The sequence below is a fragment of the Pseudarthrobacter sp. lyk4-40-TYG-27 genome, assembly GCF_030209295.1.
In the GTDB taxonomy this organism is placed as follows: domain Bacteria; phylum Actinomycetota; class Actinomycetes; order Actinomycetales; family Micrococcaceae; genus Arthrobacter.
In genome coordinates, this window is the sequence record NZ_JARVSH010000003.1 from 92,765 (window position 1) to 107,219 (window position 14,455).

A 14,455-nucleotide genomic window follows, 5' to 3' on the forward strand; every position below is an offset into this window, starting at 1 on the left:
GTTCTCCTAACGGACCGTGGTGAGGTCGTTGTTCTTAGATTCCCGCGTCAGGGCGATGAAGACAATCGATACGAGGGCCATGACGGACAGGAACACCACCACCGGAACGATGCTCTGGCCGGAATCCTTATAGAGACCGGCGATGATGCCCGGGGTGAACCCTGCGCCGATGAGGGTGGCCAGCTGGTACCCCACCGCGGCACCGGTGTAGCGGGACGTGGTGCCGAACTGTTCGGACACGAACGCTGCCAGCGGCCCGTACAGGGATGAGTGCAGGACCAGCGCCACGGTAAATGCCACGAAGACCAAGCCGACATTGCCGGAGCCCAGCATGCCGAACATCGGGAACAGGTAGGCGATGAACAGGGCCAGGCCGGCGATCATCACGGGCCGGCGGCCGAACCGGTCTGACAGGCGGCCGCCCAGGAGGACGAAGACGATGGAGATGGCCGAGGCCCCGGCGAACGCGTACAGCACACCTTGCTGGGGTGCGCCCTTGGAGACGGCATAGGTGACCGAGAAGGTGGGCAGCACCACCTGCAGGCCGAACCCGGCGGCGCCGGCGAACATGATCATGATCAGCGCTTTGGGCCGGCGCAGCACCTCAAGGAGCGGGATCTTGCGCTTGGTGCCGGCCTGGGCCTCCTCCTGGGCCACCGCTTCGGCGAAAATGGGGCTTTCCGAGACCCGGAGGCGGACGAACATGCCCACGATCAGGAGCACAAAGGACAGCAGGAACGGCACCCGCCAGCCCCAGGCAAGGAAAGCGTCCTGCGGAAGGGCTGAGAAGGCACCCATCACCAGGGTGCCCAGCACGGCGCCGGTAGGCGCGCCGGCGTTGACGAACGACGCCGCGAAGCCGCGCCGTTTCGGGTCCGCGTGCTCCAGTGCCATGAGCGCGGCGCCGCCCCATTCACCGCCGACGGCGATGCCCTGGCAGACCCGCAGGAGCACCAGGATCACGGCGCCCCACGGCCCGATGACGCCGGCGCCCGGGATCAGGCCGATGAGGGTGGAGGCGATGCCCATCATGGCCATCGAGATGATCAGCATCCCCTTGCGGCCCACCTTGTCACCGAAGTGGCCGAAGATGACGCCGCCCAGCGGCCTGGCCACGTACCCGGCGGCGAAGGTGGCGTAGGCCGCCACCACGCCCACCCATTCGTCCGTGCCGGCGAAGAAGACCTTGGGGAAGGCCACCGCTGCGGCCGTGGCGTACAACAGGAAGTCGTAGAACTCGATGGTGCTGCCCAAATAGCTGGACAGGATGACCGTGCGCGCTTCCTTGCGCTTGGCGGCCGTGCCCGCGGGTGCGAGCGTGGTGTGTCCGGACATGGCCGTTCCTAAAGACGGAGGAATGTGGGGTTTTTGGGGTTGCCTGAGGCGGCGGCGCCGGAGGGCGCAGCCTGGGTTTGGATCGGCTGTTACTGGTTGAAGCGGCTTACTTGTAGAAGCGGGCCAGGAATTCGGCGACGACGGCGGGCCGTTCCTGGCCTTCGATCTCGATGGTGGCGTTGACCTTGATCTGGGCGCCGCCCTTGACCTCGGTGACGTCGGCGATGGTGGCCTGCATGCGGACCTTGGAGCCGACCTTCACCGGGGAGGTGAAGCGGACCTTGTCCAGGCCGTAGTTGACCTTGGTGGTGACGCCGTCGACGTCGAACAGCTCTCCCCAGAACGGGATGATCAGCGACAGGGTGAGGAAGCCGTGCGCGATGGGGGCGCCGAACGGGCCGTCTTTGGCGCGTTCGGGGTCGGTGTGGATCCACTGCTGGTCGTCGGTGGCGTCCGCGAACTGGTTGATCTGGTCCTGGGTGATCTGGCGGTAGTCGGTGGTGCCGAGGTCCTTGCCGGACAGGGTGAGCAGGGTGTCGAAATCGACGACGAGATTGGGCATCGTTGCCTCCTGGCAGTTGTTTGTTGGGTGAAGAAGTAGTGGTTCAGCGGGTGAAGGCGCTTTCGCCCGTGAGGGCGCGGCCGATGATGAGGGCGTTGATCTCGTGGGTGCCTTCGTAGGAGTAGACGGCCTCGGCGTCGGCGTGGAACCGCGCGACGTCGGCCGCGAGGGTGATGCCGTTTCCGCCCACCACTTCGCGGGCCAGCGCTACGGTGTCGCGCATGAACAGGGATGTCTGCATCTTGGCCAGGGCCGAGTCCTGGTCGCGGTAAATGCCTTTGGCCTGCTGCTCGGTGAGCCTGACCACCAGGGACAGGCTGGCCGTGACGTTCCCCAGCATGCGGGCCAGTTTCTCCTGGACCAGCTGGAAGGAACCCAGGGTGCGTCCGAACTGACGGCGTTCGTTGACGTAGGCAAGGGCTGCCTCGAAGGCACCTGCGGCTATTCCGGTGGCGATCCAGGCGACGTCCGAGCGCATGGCCCGGAGCATCGCCGCGACGTCCCTGAACGAGTCCACGTTGTGCAGCCGCATGGACTCGTGAACACGGACGCCTTCCAACGTGATGTGGGCGTTCTGCATCATCCGCAGGGCCGTCTTCCCGTGGATCTTCTCCAGCGTGACCCCGTCGGCCTCCCGGTCCACGAGGAAGGCCTTGACCTGTCCGTCGGCTGCATCCCTGGCGAAGACGGCCAGGACGTCCGCGGTGGCGGCGCCGCCGATCCAGCGCTTGGCGCCGTCAAGGATCCAGCCGTCCCCTTCACGGCGTGCGGTGGTGGAGAGGCCGCCGGCGATGTCCGATCCATGCTCGGGCTCGGTCAGGGAGAAGACGCCCTTGAGCGAGAAGTCGATGACCCGGGGCATCCACTCGCGCTGCTGCTCCGCCGAGGCGCCCACCCGGATGGCGGTGCGGAACAGGCCGGCCTGGGCGGTGTACCAGGTGGCCAGCGAGGCATCGGTGCGGGCAAGTTCGAAGATCCGGAAGCCCTGGTAGATTCCGCGCGCGGGCCCGTCTTTGGTGAGTTCCGCAGGTTCCATCAGGTCCAGGTCGATCAGGGGGCGGGCGAGTTGCTCCGGGAACTCCCCGCGTTCCCAATACTCGGCCAGCAGGGGTTTTGCTTCCCGGTCCAGGAAGTCACGCAGCCGGGACAGGACCCGGCGCTCGTCTTGAGTGAGCAGGGACTCCGCGTCGTACCAGTCCGCCGCTTGGTAGAGCCGGGCACCCACGCCCGCAGCCGTCGTCGTGCTGCTGGTGCCCATCTCAGCCGCCCAGCCCGAGGAGGCGCACCGCGTTGTCCTTGAGGATCTTGGGCCGGACCTCGTCCTTCAGGGGCAGGTCCGCGAAGGCACCGAGCCATTTCTGCGGGGTGATCAGCGGGAAGTCGGTGCCGAACAGCACTTTGTCCTGCAGGTAGGAATTGGAAGCCTTCACCAGGGACTCCGGAAAGTACTTGGGCGACCAACCGGAGAGGTCGATGAACACGTTGGCCTTGTGCGTGGCGATCGAGTTGGCCTCGTCCTGCCATGGCACCGAGGGGTGGGCCATGATGATCTGCAGGCCCGGGAAGTCCGCGGCCACGGCGTCCAGCAGCAACGGGTTGGAGTAGGCGAGCTTGATGCCGTACCCGCCGGGCAGGCCCGCTCCCATGCCGTTCTGACCCGTGTGGAAGATGGCCGGCAGGCCCAGTTCCTGGAGGGTCTCCCACAGCGGGTAGAAGCGTTCGCTGGACGGGTCGAAACCCTGCAGGGACGGGTGGAACTTGAAGCCGCGGGCGCCGAGTTCAACGGCCTGGTGCTTTGCTCCGGCGATGGCGTCTTCGCCGGTGCGTGGATCGACGCTGCCGAACGGGATCAGGACGTCATTGTTCCGGGCGGCGCCGGCGATGAGCTCCGGGATGCTGTTGGGTTCGTGCTTGAGCTGGATGCGGGCGTCCACGGTGAAGACGACGGCGGCCATGTTCAGTTCGCGGTACACCTCGGCGATGCGGTCCAGGGAGGGGGTGCGGTCCTCGGCCTTGAAGTACTTGGCGGAGGCTTCGGTCAGTTCCTCGGGCAGGGAGCCGTGGCCGCAGCTGTCCACCTCGAGGTGGACGTGCATGTCGATGGCGTCGAGCTTGCTGGCGTCGACGTCCAGCTCGTAGCGGTCCGTTGCCATGATCAGCGTACCTGGGCCGGTTCGGGCTTGAGGTCCTCCGGCAGTGGCAGGAATTCCTCGCCGTAGCTCTGCAGCGTTTCCGGGGTGAACAGCTGGCCGGCGTCTTCCTGCAGCGCCTCATAGCTCCAGCCGCCCTCACGGTACTCGGTGGTGGCCGCTTCCGGGTGGGTCCAGACCTGCAGCCGGTCACCGCCGGCGCCGATGGCCTGGCCGGTGATGGCGGCGGCCTCGTCGGAGGCGAGGAAGGCGACCAGCCCGGCGACGTCGTCGGCCGTTCCAAAGCCCAGGTCATGGCGGAAGAAGGACGGCATGGCCTCGCCGCGCTCGTCCGCCTCCACTGCCTTCTGAAAGTAGGGGACGGTCTTGGTCATGGGGGTGGCTGCCACGGGAATGACGCTGTTAACCGAGACGCCTGCCTTCTTCATTTCCAGCGCCCAGGTCCGGACCATGCCCACGATCCCGGCCTTCGCCGCCGCATAGTTGGTCTGGCCGAAGTTGCCGCGCTGCCCGGTGGGCGACCCGATGGTGATGATGCGGCCCTGCACGTTGTTCTCCTTGAAATACGCGAAGGCCTCCCGGACGCAGGTGAAAGTGCCCTTAAGGTGGACGTTGATGACCAGGTCGAAGTCCTCGTCCGTCATCTTCAGCAGGGACTTGTCCCGCAGGATTCCAGCGTTGGTGACCAGGATGTCCAGCCGTCCGAACGTGTCCACTGCTCCGGCCACCAGCGCCTTGGCGGCGTCCGTCGTCCCTACCGGAACCACCACCGCGGCGGCCCGGCCGCCGTCGGCCTCGATCTGCGCCACAGCCTGGGCGGCAGTCTCGGCGTTCACGTCGTTGATGACGACGGCGGCGCCCTGGCGGGCCAGTTCCCGTGCGTAGGCAAGGCCAAGGCCCTGCCCGCTGCCGGTGACGATTGCAACCTTGCCGTTCAAGCTCATTGGCCTGCTCCTTCGCATGCGCCGGCCGAAGCCGTTGGGGTGGTCCCACTGCGGTGTGAGATCCTTGTTGGGATCAATGAAATTACGGATCATTGAAAAAGTCAACGATTGTTTTTTACACCGGAGTTGTGATGGCCACCTTGGGCACCGAAGTTCAGACCCCCCGCCTTGCGGCAGCGAGGATCGGCAGTGATGTGGGCCTGCTGCTGGCCAAACTGCACGCCGCCGGCTCGGTGCTGAACAACAAAGCCCTGGCTGACTTTGGCCTGCGGGAGCGCTCCTTCTCGGTCCTGACGCTGGCGTGCAGCGGTCTGGAGCCGACGCAGCGGGAACTGGCGGACTTCCTCAGCCTGGACCCGAGCCAGGTGGTCACCTTGGTGGACGACCTGGAGCGCCGCGGCCTGGTGGAAAGGGCGCAGGGGAAGCAGGACCGGCGCGCCAAGATCATCGTCTCCACGGCCGAGGGCCGCAGGATGCATACCAAGGCCCGGGCAGCCCTGGACGCCGCGGAACTTCACCAGCTGGCCGGACTGACCGACGGTGAGTCCCAGGAACTGAAGCGGCTTTTGCGCAAGGCCCTGTGGGGCGCGGCGGAGTAGGCGTCCGGCTGGATTTCTGTAATTCTCATCGTCCCGCTGTGGCTACCACGACCCCGACGTTTCTTCGACGAGGTTTCGGACGACCCAGAATCCCCTGACGCCTCCCGTCAAACGCCGGGTCCCCACGGCAGAGCCGCCTAGACACGGCCTATGCCGTACACGTCATCCGAGCGCCCGCTGAAGGATCCTTTACCGGGCGCCGCCGACCCGGATGTAGTTGTCCGGCACCGAAAGTGAGTTTTGGTTTTTCAGCCAAGGCACCCAGCTAGATCGCGGTATAGAGCTGGACAAGGGTAAGTGCTCCAATAACGAGGCTGGCCATGCCGACCATGCCCGATCCGATGGTGCAAAACTCTTTTGCACGGGTCCCACGACGTAAGAAACTGGCGGCGGACAGACCAAGAGCTAGGATTCCGGCACCCCCAATGCAAAGAACTGCAGAAAAAGGGCGGATGGGCAGTCCGTCAGCCAGGAACAAAGTGAGCGGAAACGCCAGAAGGATTAACGCCGCCCCTGCCACTGCTGTCAAGACCAGGCCGACCCGGCTCCATCGAAAAGCGCTTGTCACCTTGCCCCTAATTGGATTGGACTACCTCCATCTTCATCTCGCCAGTCGCCGCTGGCCACCCTCGACAAACTGTGCCCGCTGGGGGATCCCCACCGGACGCCGTTGCCTCGGATACCTTCGGAGTAAATTTAGAGCATGAAAGAAAGGTCCGCCGACCGGGTAACGGTGCCTGATGTTGTCGGGCTGCCATTTCATCTCGGTCGCGATGTGGCATGGGAAGCTGGCGTGAGCCTAGCGAACCCGGATCCCGATGGACCGCCAATCGGCGCCCTAGCTTGGCCCGGACTTTTCTACATCACATCGCAGCGTCCCGCCACCGGCACCATCGTCTATCGCTGGGATTCTGTGGCAGTCGAGGTTATCGCGCACGGAGATGCGGAGTCCAACGCAGGGTTGGAGCACCCTGATGGCTCTCCTGCGGGCTCGGCCCATGCCACGACGCCGCGGCCTGAGCAACGCGTCGATCTCACGGAGACGGAGCCTCCATTGGAGTGACCTGCAAGGCACTGAGCAGCGGATATGAATACCGGCAAGGTCGAGCAACGTCTTCAGTTCGGTTTCCCATGCGCCCTGTAAAGGATGGTGCATGGGCCACCTGCTCCCGACTTCGCGGCGTAGGCTCGGGCCTATGCGGATTGTGCGAGCTGCTCCAGATGACTCCGTCGGAGGTGGCGATCTACCGCCGAGCTACAGAGTGCGTTTTTGGTTTCCACCGCCGGCCATGAATTTCGCCTGGCTCGTTGATGAATGGGATATCACCGATGCCAGAGAAGTCACTGACGTTATCGCCTGGGCAAGAAGCAAAGCAGGAGGAAATCCCTTCGAGATTTTCCTCCGCTGGGAGGATCACCATACCTCCAAAAACGATCAGCCAGAGCCGTACTCCCGGTATGCACTGATCTACGGGAAGCCTGCAGTCGAAGAAGCGACCACAGAGACCATCTCCTTGAAATCGAAGTAAACCGAGCGACGCTGGGGCGCCCGCTTGGGGATCCCTCACCGGGACATTCCAGCAGAGCCATGCGTCGTCAGTCGTCTGGCGGTTGCGTATTGGGGGGCTGGGGTTTCGTAGGGCGTGTGCTGCGCTTGTTCGAGGTGGCCCGGGGCGGCGCGGAGGCTGTCAGCGAGGTCGAACAGGACTCTGATGCCGGCCTAAAGGGCGCTCCTGCTCCTGTGGGGCGGTGCTTGGTCCGCGGTGTAAGCTGCGCTCCCGATTCCCGCGTCACTGTCACACGAGCAGCGCCTCGAGCTCCGGAAGTCGGCGGAACAGCTCGGGGAGGCCGCGCACCCCGTTGCGCACGGAATCGTGCGACAGCGCGAGGTCAGGGCCGGTGCTCGCCTCGACGCCGGCGAGGCACCGGAGGATGTTCCACCTCGTGTGCCCCAGCCAGCCGCCAATCATGAAAACAAACCAGCTTGGACCTGGCGGCGGCAGCGCCCCGCCCCCCGCGACATAGCCGTCGAGAACCGAGCGGAAAATGGCGGGCTTGATGTCGTTGAAGCCAGGTCCCTTCGCGAGGCTCAGCGCGGTCGAGCCGAGCTCACCGGACAGGTCGAGCATCCCCGAGAGCTCCCAGTCGAGCACCACCGGCCGTCCCTCTCGAGCGAGCAGGTTCCATGGTTGGATGTCCCCGTGGGTCAGCACGACGGGGCCGGGCCGTTCGCAGGTCTCGACGAAGTGGGCAATCGCGAGGAACGTCTCGACATGGGAGGCGAGCTCGTCGGCCCACGGTTGCCGGGTGGCCACCGCCCGCGCGGCGAGCTCGGCCCAGTCCCTTGACTTCGGGTCCTCGACCGACACACCGGTCCACGCGACGTCGAGCGCGTGGATGCGCGCGAGGATCTCACCGATCTCAAACGCGTACGCCGCCGACACCGGCGCTTCGGGCACCTTCTCGCCTTCGACCCACCGGTGAACAAGCGTGTAGTGGCTGGCCGAGAGCGGCTCCGGCATCGGAATGCCGGCAGCGAAGGCCGCCCGTTCAAAACTGAACACGTCCTCGACGCGATAGGTCCGGCGGCGGTCGACGAGGTTCAACTCTTTCACCGCGAACGACCCCTGATCGGTGTCGAGTCGGTACATCCGGTTGGCGAACCCGCCGTGGACGCGGATCATCGGCCCGGTCGGCGTACCGAGATCCGAAAGGTCCATCGAGTCATTCTAGGAGCCGGCACTTCATTGATGCACCGAACTTTCCCGTACATCGCTCACCGCGCGCTTGAAATTCCGGTAGATCGCTTCCCCGGCGCCTCCAGGAGCGGACCCAACCCGACTAGAACATGACGAGTGCACCTCCTGATTCGGAGACACAGTGTGCCTCCATACCTGGCTCTGTTCCTCAATTCCCAATTGTCGACCCGCCGGCCTCCCGGTACTAGAGGCCTCACCGCCTGACCGTGGACGAGGGTTCGACCAATGCGCCCGCAAGCCGGTCGTTCACCGGCCGCTCCGGCGCAGCCTTTCGGCTCTCTGTACTTCCGCGGGTTTCCGGCTTTCCAGGATTCCCGTATACCCCGCCCGAATTAATGCCCGGTGAAGGGGCCTTATACGCTACAGCCCAATCATGCTCATCGGTAATGCCCGCTGCTCGACCAGCAACCAGGACCTCACCGCCCAGCGTCATGCCCTCCACGGCCTGGGAGCCGACGTCGACATGGTCCACGCCGACCACGGATTTGCCGGCACTAAGCGTGACCTGCCCGGCCTGAAAAAGAACCTGGCGGCGTGCCGCAACGGCGACACCTTCGTTGTCACCAAACTTGACCGGTTGGCAAGGTCCCTGCCGGACGCAAGGGATATTGCCGACGAACTCACACGCAAGGGCGTAATCCTCAACATTGGAGGCAGCATCGACGATCTCCATGACCCGGCTGGAAAGCTGCTGTTCAACGTCCCTGGCATGGTCGCGGAATTTGAATCCGACTTTGTTCGCGCCCGGACCCGTGAAGGCATGGCGGTGGCGAACGTGATCGCTCCCCGGCAGTGAGGGCACGGCCTTGGAGCTTTCGTGCCGAAGACTCTCGACCAAAATGACGCCTCCTGCAGTGGACTTTGAACACTCCGATTTCCATACCCGTCTGCACACGTCCCGTACTTTCGGGGCAGCGTGTGCAGACGACTTCGGAAAATGAAAGCCACTTTGATTGCCAGTCATCGAGAGGGATCGTGACTTTTTCGAAGCCGGCATAGTTGGCGTCAGCCTACGCTCTGGCGTCGCCACCCATCTCTAGATCTGGGCCCGCCGCTCTGCGCGGACGGCCGCTGCTTGAGGCGTGGGATCCTGACGACGTCCGCCGGCAGTACACGCCATACATCGATACCTACGGCCCGGTCCCCTGGACCCGCACCAGCTCAGCGGCGAAGAGGCCTTCTGGCTGCGGACCGGGGTCATTGACGCGTGGCGGGCGTTCCCCTGGGAGGACCCCGGCCTGCCGCCGGAACTCCTCACCCGCGAATTTTCCGGGTCAGGGCGTAGGACCCCACCGCCTATGCCGCCCGAACCGCCGCCAGTTCCGCCGCCAGGAAGTCCAGGGCGGGCTGCCCCTCGGGAAGCCCTGCCGTGTGGTTGAGGTGGCCGTGGACGGCACCCCGGGCCAGGAAGGAGGACACCGGAACCCCGGCCCGCTCCAACGAGGAAGCAAAAAGCTCGGTCGAGCCGCGGGCGTCGTCGTATTCGCAGGCCAGGAGCGCTGTGGGCGGAAGGCCGGCGGGATCGGCATACCCGGGCATCGCATAGGACGGCGCCATGCTGACAGGTCCGCCCACGTAGTTCTCCGCCGTGCGGATGCAGTCCTCCAGGGTGAACCGTAAATGCCGGGGCAGGCCGGCCATGACCGCCTCGTCGAGGCCGCCGGCCGGCGGCGGGAGTTCGGCATGAAGGAAGGGGTAGGCCAGCAGGAGCTTGGCCGGCAGCGGCTTGCCCGCGTCAACCAGGTAGAGCGCGGCGCCCACGGCAAGGTTGCCGCCGGCACCGGCACCGCCCAAACAGAGCAGGTCCGGATCCAGCCCCAGGGATGCGGCGTTCTTCCGCGCCCAGAACCATCCCGTCAGGGCATCGTCATGCGGAATGGGGTAGGAGACCCCGTCCCGTGCCAGCCGGTAGTCAACGGACAGCACCGGCGTCCCCCGGTCCGCAAGCACCCGGGCCAGGTAATCAGATTCGGGAATGTCCACGCTGCCGCTGACGAAGCCGCCGCCGTGCAGCCACACCAGGGCCGGGCTGCCGGTTCCGGATGCTTCGCCGTAGATCCGGAGCGACACCGGCCCGTGCCGCCCGTCCGCAGTGACCGTGTGGATGGGGACGTCGGGGCCAGGCGTCCGGACGGCGTCGGGATTCAGGAACCGCGGGCCTTCAGGGCTGGCAAGGTATTCGGCGAAACCGTCGGCGGTTCCCCCCGGGCCGCCGGCCGTGGGAGCCTCCGCGGCAACCGCCGTCGGCTCTGTCCGTGGTGTCATGGCGTGCCCAGCTTCCTGGAGAAGTAGCGGACGGCAGAGTCGAGGATGTCCGCCATCCTGTCCTCCGCGCCGAAGAAGCAGTGGTCGGCGCCCTCGATGGTCACCACCTCATGCTCCACCCCCGCCTCGGCGAGCGCAGCGGCCAGCAGGTCGGTCTGCGAATGCGGTACCAGCCCGTCGGAGTCACCGTGCACCAGGAGGAACGGGGCGGCGCCGGCGTCCACGTAGCTGACCGGGCTGGCCGCAGCCAGCAGCTCCGGATCATCCGAGCCGCCCACCAGCATGTACTCAGGCTGCAGGGACATGCCCGGCGGCACCGCCGCGGTCAGGGCAGCGGGAAAAAGGCCCTCAGGCATGGACATGGGAGGGATGTCCACCAGCGAGGAAACACCGTAAAAGTCGACGACGGCGCTGACGCCACTGGAGTGCCCTTGCGCACCAAGTCCGCCTTCAAGGCCGCCGTGGTTGCCGGTCAGTCCAAGGAGGGCCACCAGGTGGCCGCCGGCAGATTCACCCCAGGCGCCGAACCGGTCCGGGTCGACGTTCAGCTCTGCGGCAAATTCGCGCAGGTACCGGACGGCGGCTTTGAGGTCGTGGAGCTGGGCGGGGAAGGGTGCCTCAAGGGAGTGCCGGTAGTCAGCCGTGGCACAGGCAATGCCGGCCTCGTTGAGCAGCCGGAACACCGAGTTGGGTGCGAACGTGGGCGGCAGTTCCCGGCGGTCGCCCAGCTGGAACGCGCCACCGTGCACCCAGAGCACCAGCGGTGTGGGGCCGGACGCCTGGCGCGGCAGCCAGATGTCCAGCTTCAGCGGCCGGAACCCGATGGCCCGGGCATACGTGATTTCCCGGTGCACTGCGGACACGTCGGAGACCTGCTCCGGTGTTCCGGGCGCGTCAAAGACGGGGAACGCCGGAACGTCCCTGCCGCCAGGCCGGGAAACGTCAGGACGGGCGGGGTCGAGTATGCCGGTAGCGTCTTCCACTGTCATAGTGTGCTCCTCATCAGTTCGGGTTTGGCAGCGTCCCCACCGGTGGCGGCAACGAAAGTATGGATTCCCGGCCCGACGACGACGGCCGGTTCGCCGGGCAGCAGCACCTCCGCGGTGGTGCCGGCGGGGATCGTGGCAGTGAGCGTCAGCCCGGCGTCGTGCTGTTTCCCCGGGGACGCTGCCCCCTCCGCCACGGCCCACTCCACCTGGATCAGGCCGCGTGGCCCCAGATGGGAGGTGGAGGCGGAGGCCAGCCCGGCGCCGGGGCGTGGCTCGATGATGATCCGTTCCCAGCCGGCGCTTCCCGGTGCCTGGCGCAGCCCGGCCGTATACCGGTGCAGGAAGGTCACCACGGCCCCCTTGCTGTAGTGGTTGAGGGACTGGTGTGCGGTGCCGGCGGCGTCGATACCGTTCCACAGCTCCCACACGGTGGTGGCGCAGCGGTCCACCATGGCCAGCCAGGACGGTTCCGTGTCCTGCATGAGCAGCTTGTAGGCCAGGTCCAGTTCACCGTTGTCGGCAAGGGCGGGGAGCAGGTAGGGCGTGGCCAGGAAGCCCGTGCCCAGGTGCGTGCCGGCGTCCCGGATCAGCTCCGCCAGCTGCGCGGTGACCCCGGCACGGCGGTCGGAGCCGACCAGGCCGAAGGCCAAGGCGCGGACGCAGTTGGCCTGGCTCGGTTGGGTGACGTGGCCGTCCGGTCCGAGGTATTCCGTTTCCCAGGCGTCCCGGATCCGGCCCGAGAGTTCTGCCAGCTCGGCCGCCTCGTCGTGGCGCCCCAAAACGCTGGCGATGCGTGCCATCAGGTCCGTGGTGTGGCGGTAGTAGGCGGTGGCCACGATGCCGTTGTCGGCGCTGCGGGCGGCGAAGAGGTCCGGCTCGGGGCCGTCCGGTTCCATCCATTCGCCGAAATGGAAGCCCGTGTCCCACAGGTATTGTTCGTGCGGTGCCGGGGTGGGGTGCGCGGCGGCCCTGGCGGGGTGCCGCTGGGTTTCGGCGGAGGTCCGGACGAAGCCGAGCCAGCGCTTCATCGCGTCAAAGTTTTCGGCCAGGATCGAGGCGTCACCGGTGGCCAGGTAGAGCTCCCACGGCACCATGACGATTGCGTCGCCCCAGCCGGCGGAGCCGTTGGTGAAGCCCATGAAGTCGGCCGAGGTGACGGCGGGGCCGGCCGACGGTGAAATGTTGGCGATGACGCCGTTCTCCCATTGGTCCGCTCGGACGTCCCGCAGCCACTTGCGGGAGAACCCGGTGACGTCGTACAGGTAGGCGGCGGCGGGGACGAACAACTGCCAGTCTCCGGTCCAGCCCGCTTTCTCGCGCTGGGGACAATCGGTAGGGACTTCGCAGGAGTTCCCCAGGAAGCTCCATTCCGCGATGTCGTGGAGCGTGTTCAGCCGCTCGTCGCTGCACCGGAAGGTGCCTAAGCGTTCCAGGTCCGTCCGGACCAGGCAGCCGGTGATGTCCCCCGGATGCAGGTCCCGGCTAAGGCCCTGCACGGACACGTACTGGAAGCCGTGGGTGGTGTGGCGGGGTTCGAAGACCTCGCCGGGTGCGCCGGAGGAGATGACCGTGTCCACCTGGCCGGCGTCGAGGAACGCCCCTGGTGAGCGGAAATTGTGCGGACGCAGGTGGTCCCGGGTGGCGTCGCCGTCGCTGCCGAGGGCCTCGGCGTATTCCAGCGTGACAACTTCGCCCGGCGCCCCCAGCTGCGTGAGGTGGATCCAACCGTGGATGTTCTGGCCGAAGTCCACCACCTGGTTGCCGTTTGGAAGGCGGGTGATGGAAGCGGGGGTGAGCTCGCGGGTGACCCGGGTGGGCGGGGCGAGGGGTCCGGCCAGTGCGTCCACACTGCCGGGACGGACGACGGCGGGACGGGGCAATGGTGCCGTGCCGGCGGAAAGTGCGCGGCCGGCGTCGTCCGATCGAAAATCGACGCGCTGGCCTGCCATGAGGTCCGCGCTGGTGATCTCCGTGGCCGACACCTGCCACGTCGCGTCCGTGCCGATGACCTGCCTGCCCGCCCCGGACTCCAGCTCGAGCTGCGCCAGGAGGGCGGTGTCCGTGCCGTACGTGTCGGCGTCGCGCGTGTAGCCGAAGCTGCCGCGGTACCAGCCGTCGGTGAGGACGGCGCGGATGGTGTTGACGCCTTCGCGGAGCAGGCCGGTGACGTCGTGGGCCTGGACCTGGAGGGTGGTGTTGTAGCTGGTGGAGCCGGGGGTGAGCTGCTGGTCTCCGACGCGGCGGCCGTTGATGAAGAGCTCGTAGATGCCGTGGGCAGTGGCGTAGGCGCGGGCCTGCTCCGGGGCGGTGTGCAGGGTGAAGGTTTTTGTGAGGGCCCAGCCGGGCCGCTCCCCGGGGGCGGGGACGTTCTCATCGCCGGGCCCGATCCACTGCGCCGTCCAGTCGGAGGCGTGCAGGAGGCCGAGCTCCACGGACATCGGTTCGGACCAGCCGCTGGCCGTTTCGGTGCCGGCGGGGTCGATGTTCCAGGTGCGGACCCGCCACTCGAACCGGCTGCGGGAGTCCAGCGCGGGGCCGCTGTAGGGGATGCCGCCGCTTTCAGCCGACTCCACCCTGCCGGTATCCCAGCCGTTGCCGGCGCTGATCCGGTAGGCGGCCTGGCGGACGGTTCCGGCGGGCGGTGTCCAGCTGAGCCGGGGTTCGCGGATGGTCAGGCCCATCGCCTCGGACAGGTGTTCGGCCCGAAGCCGGGTGGGGGCGGTCATGCGGCGGGACTCCTGGAGTGCGGTTGCTGGGAGTTCCAGCTTCGTGTGCCGCCACCGGTCCCCCACAGGGTGCTTTCAATGGTTGGAATAGTATTGTGGTTCAGCTCACTGCGGGCCACCGCAACG

Annotated in this window: 12 protein-coding genes and 1 pseudogene; 4 read left to right on the forward strand and 9 right to left on the reverse strand. The window is 66.6% G+C overall.

Annotated features, from left to right (window positions below):
* Positions 1-6: 6 nt before the first annotated feature.
* From QRM96_RS04890 to QRM96_RS04910, 5 genes are all read right to left on the reverse strand, one after another.
* Entirely contained in the window at positions 7-1,335 is a 1,329-nt protein-coding gene (locus tag QRM96_RS04890; RefSeq protein ID WP_109863672.1) for an MFS transporter, read from the reverse strand.
* Between the two features lie 106 nt (positions 1,336-1,441).
* A complete protein-coding gene (locus tag QRM96_RS04895; RefSeq protein WP_018763272.1) occupies positions 1,442-1,897 on the reverse strand; it encodes a MaoC family dehydratase in 456 nt (151 codons plus the stop codon).
* Between the two features lie 43 nt (positions 1,898-1,940).
* Positions 1,941-3,155: an acyl-CoA dehydrogenase family protein gene (locus QRM96_RS04900; protein ID WP_285318640.1), complete on the reverse strand. Its 1,215-nt coding sequence runs from the start codon at positions 3,153-3,155 to the stop codon at positions 1,941-1,943.
* A 1-nt stretch (position 3,156) separates the two neighbouring features.
* Positions 3,157-4,050: an amidohydrolase family protein gene (locus QRM96_RS04905; RefSeq protein WP_285318642.1), complete on the reverse strand. Its 894-nt coding sequence runs from the start codon at positions 4,048-4,050 to the stop codon at positions 3,157-3,159.
* 2 nt (positions 4,051-4,052) lie between these two features.
* Positions 4,053-4,991: an SDR family NAD(P)-dependent oxidoreductase gene (locus QRM96_RS04910; protein ID WP_109863675.1), complete on the reverse strand. Its 939-nt coding sequence runs from the start codon at positions 4,989-4,991 to the stop codon at positions 4,053-4,055.
* Positions 4,992-5,122: 131 nt separating this feature from the next.
* Between QRM96_RS04910 and QRM96_RS04915 the strand changes: the two genes are divergently transcribed.
* Both QRM96_RS04915 and QRM96_RS04920 read left to right on the forward strand, forming a co-directional pair.
* Positions 5,123-5,590 (forward strand): MarR family winged helix-turn-helix transcriptional regulator, encoded by a 468-nt coding sequence (locus QRM96_RS04915; protein ID WP_133831446.1) that lies wholly within the window; start codon positions 5,123-5,125, stop codon positions 5,588-5,590.
* Positions 5,591-6,879: 1,289 nt separating this feature from the next.
* Positions 6,880-7,119: a hypothetical protein gene (locus QRM96_RS04920; RefSeq protein ID WP_285318644.1), complete on the forward strand. Its 240-nt coding sequence runs from the start codon at positions 6,880-6,882 to the stop codon at positions 7,117-7,119.
* Positions 7,120-7,386: 267 nt separating this feature from the next.
* Here QRM96_RS04920 and QRM96_RS04925 read toward each other — a convergent pair whose 3' ends face one another.
* Entirely contained in the window at positions 7,387-8,310 is a 924-nt protein-coding gene (locus QRM96_RS04925) for a phosphotransferase family protein (RefSeq protein ID WP_018763257.1), read from the reverse strand.
* Positions 8,311-8,722: 412 nt separating this feature from the next.
* On the opposite strand from QRM96_RS04925, the pseudogene QRM96_RS04930 reads away from it, so the two are divergent.
* Both QRM96_RS04930 and QRM96_RS20995 read left to right on the forward strand, forming a co-directional pair.
* A pseudogene (locus QRM96_RS04930) lies at positions 8,723-9,121 on the forward strand (recombinase family protein); the annotation flags it as partial.
* A gap of 427 nt (positions 9,122-9,548) precedes the next feature.
* Entirely contained in the window at positions 9,549-9,728 is a 180-nt protein-coding gene (locus QRM96_RS20995) for a PaaX family transcriptional regulator C-terminal domain-containing protein (RefSeq protein WP_350224060.1), read from the forward strand.
* Here the strand turns inward: QRM96_RS20995 and QRM96_RS04935 are convergent.
* Genes QRM96_RS04935 through QRM96_RS04945 form a run of 3 tightly spaced genes read right to left on the reverse strand, consistent with a single transcriptional unit; the run spans position 9,646 to position 14,329 of the window.
* On the reverse strand, positions 9,646-10,614 hold the full coding sequence (locus tag QRM96_RS04935) for an alpha/beta hydrolase (RefSeq protein ID WP_018763256.1): 969 nt from the start codon (positions 10,612-10,614) through the stop codon (positions 9,646-9,648). The genes QRM96_RS20995 and QRM96_RS04935 overlap by 83 nt on opposite strands.
* Positions 10,611-11,603, reverse strand: a complete 993-nt coding sequence (locus QRM96_RS04940) for an alpha/beta hydrolase (RefSeq protein ID WP_018763255.1) — start codon at positions 11,601-11,603, stop codon at positions 10,611-10,613. The genes QRM96_RS04935 and QRM96_RS04940 overlap by 4 nt, the downstream gene beginning before the upstream one ends.
* Positions 11,600-14,329: an alpha-L-rhamnosidase gene (locus QRM96_RS04945; protein ID WP_285318646.1), complete on the reverse strand. Its 2,730-nt coding sequence runs from the start codon at positions 14,327-14,329 to the stop codon at positions 11,600-11,602. Before QRM96_RS04945 ends, QRM96_RS04940 begins: the two co-directional genes overlap by 4 nt.
* Positions 14,330-14,455 lie beyond the last annotated feature (126 nt).

Bases quoted from the DNA above. Each gene is read 5' to 3' on its own strand.
- QRM96_RS04910 (WP_109863675.1), bottom strand. From the start codon at position 4,991: ATGAGCTTGAACGGCAAGGTTGCAATCGTCACCGGCAGCGGGCAGGGC.
- QRM96_RS04945 (WP_285318646.1), bottom strand. From the start codon at position 14,329: ATGACCGCCCCCACCCGGCTTCGGGCCGAACACCTGTCCGAGGCGATG.
- QRM96_RS04935 (WP_018763256.1), bottom strand. From the start codon at position 10,614: ATGACACCACGGACAGAGCCGACGGCGGTTGCCGCGGAGGCTCCCACG.
- QRM96_RS04920 (WP_285318644.1), top strand. From the start codon at position 6,880: ATGAATTTCGCCTGGCTCGTTGATGAATGGGATATCACCGATGCCAGA.
- QRM96_RS04915 (WP_133831446.1), top strand. From the start codon at position 5,123: ATGGCCACCTTGGGCACCGAAGTTCAGACCCCCCGCCTTGCGGCAGCG.
- QRM96_RS04900 (WP_285318640.1), bottom strand. From the start codon at position 3,155: ATGGGCACCAGCAGCACGACGACGGCTGCGGGCGTGGGTGCCCGGCTC.
- QRM96_RS04895 (WP_018763272.1), bottom strand. From the start codon at position 1,897: ATGCCCAATCTCGTCGTCGATTTCGACACCCTGCTCACCCTGTCCGGC.
- QRM96_RS04940 (WP_018763255.1), bottom strand. From the start codon at position 11,603: ATGACAGTGGAAGACGCTACCGGCATACTCGACCCCGCCCGTCCTGAC.
- QRM96_RS04890 (WP_109863672.1), bottom strand. From the start codon at position 1,335: ATGTCCGGACACACCACGCTCGCACCCGCGGGCACGGCCGCCAAGCGC.
- QRM96_RS04925 (WP_018763257.1), bottom strand. From the start codon at position 8,310: ATGGACCTTTCGGATCTCGGTACGCCGACCGGGCCGATGATCCGCGTC.
- QRM96_RS04905 (WP_285318642.1), bottom strand. From the start codon at position 4,050: ATGGCAACGGACCGCTACGAGCTGGACGTCGACGCCAGCAAGCTCGAC.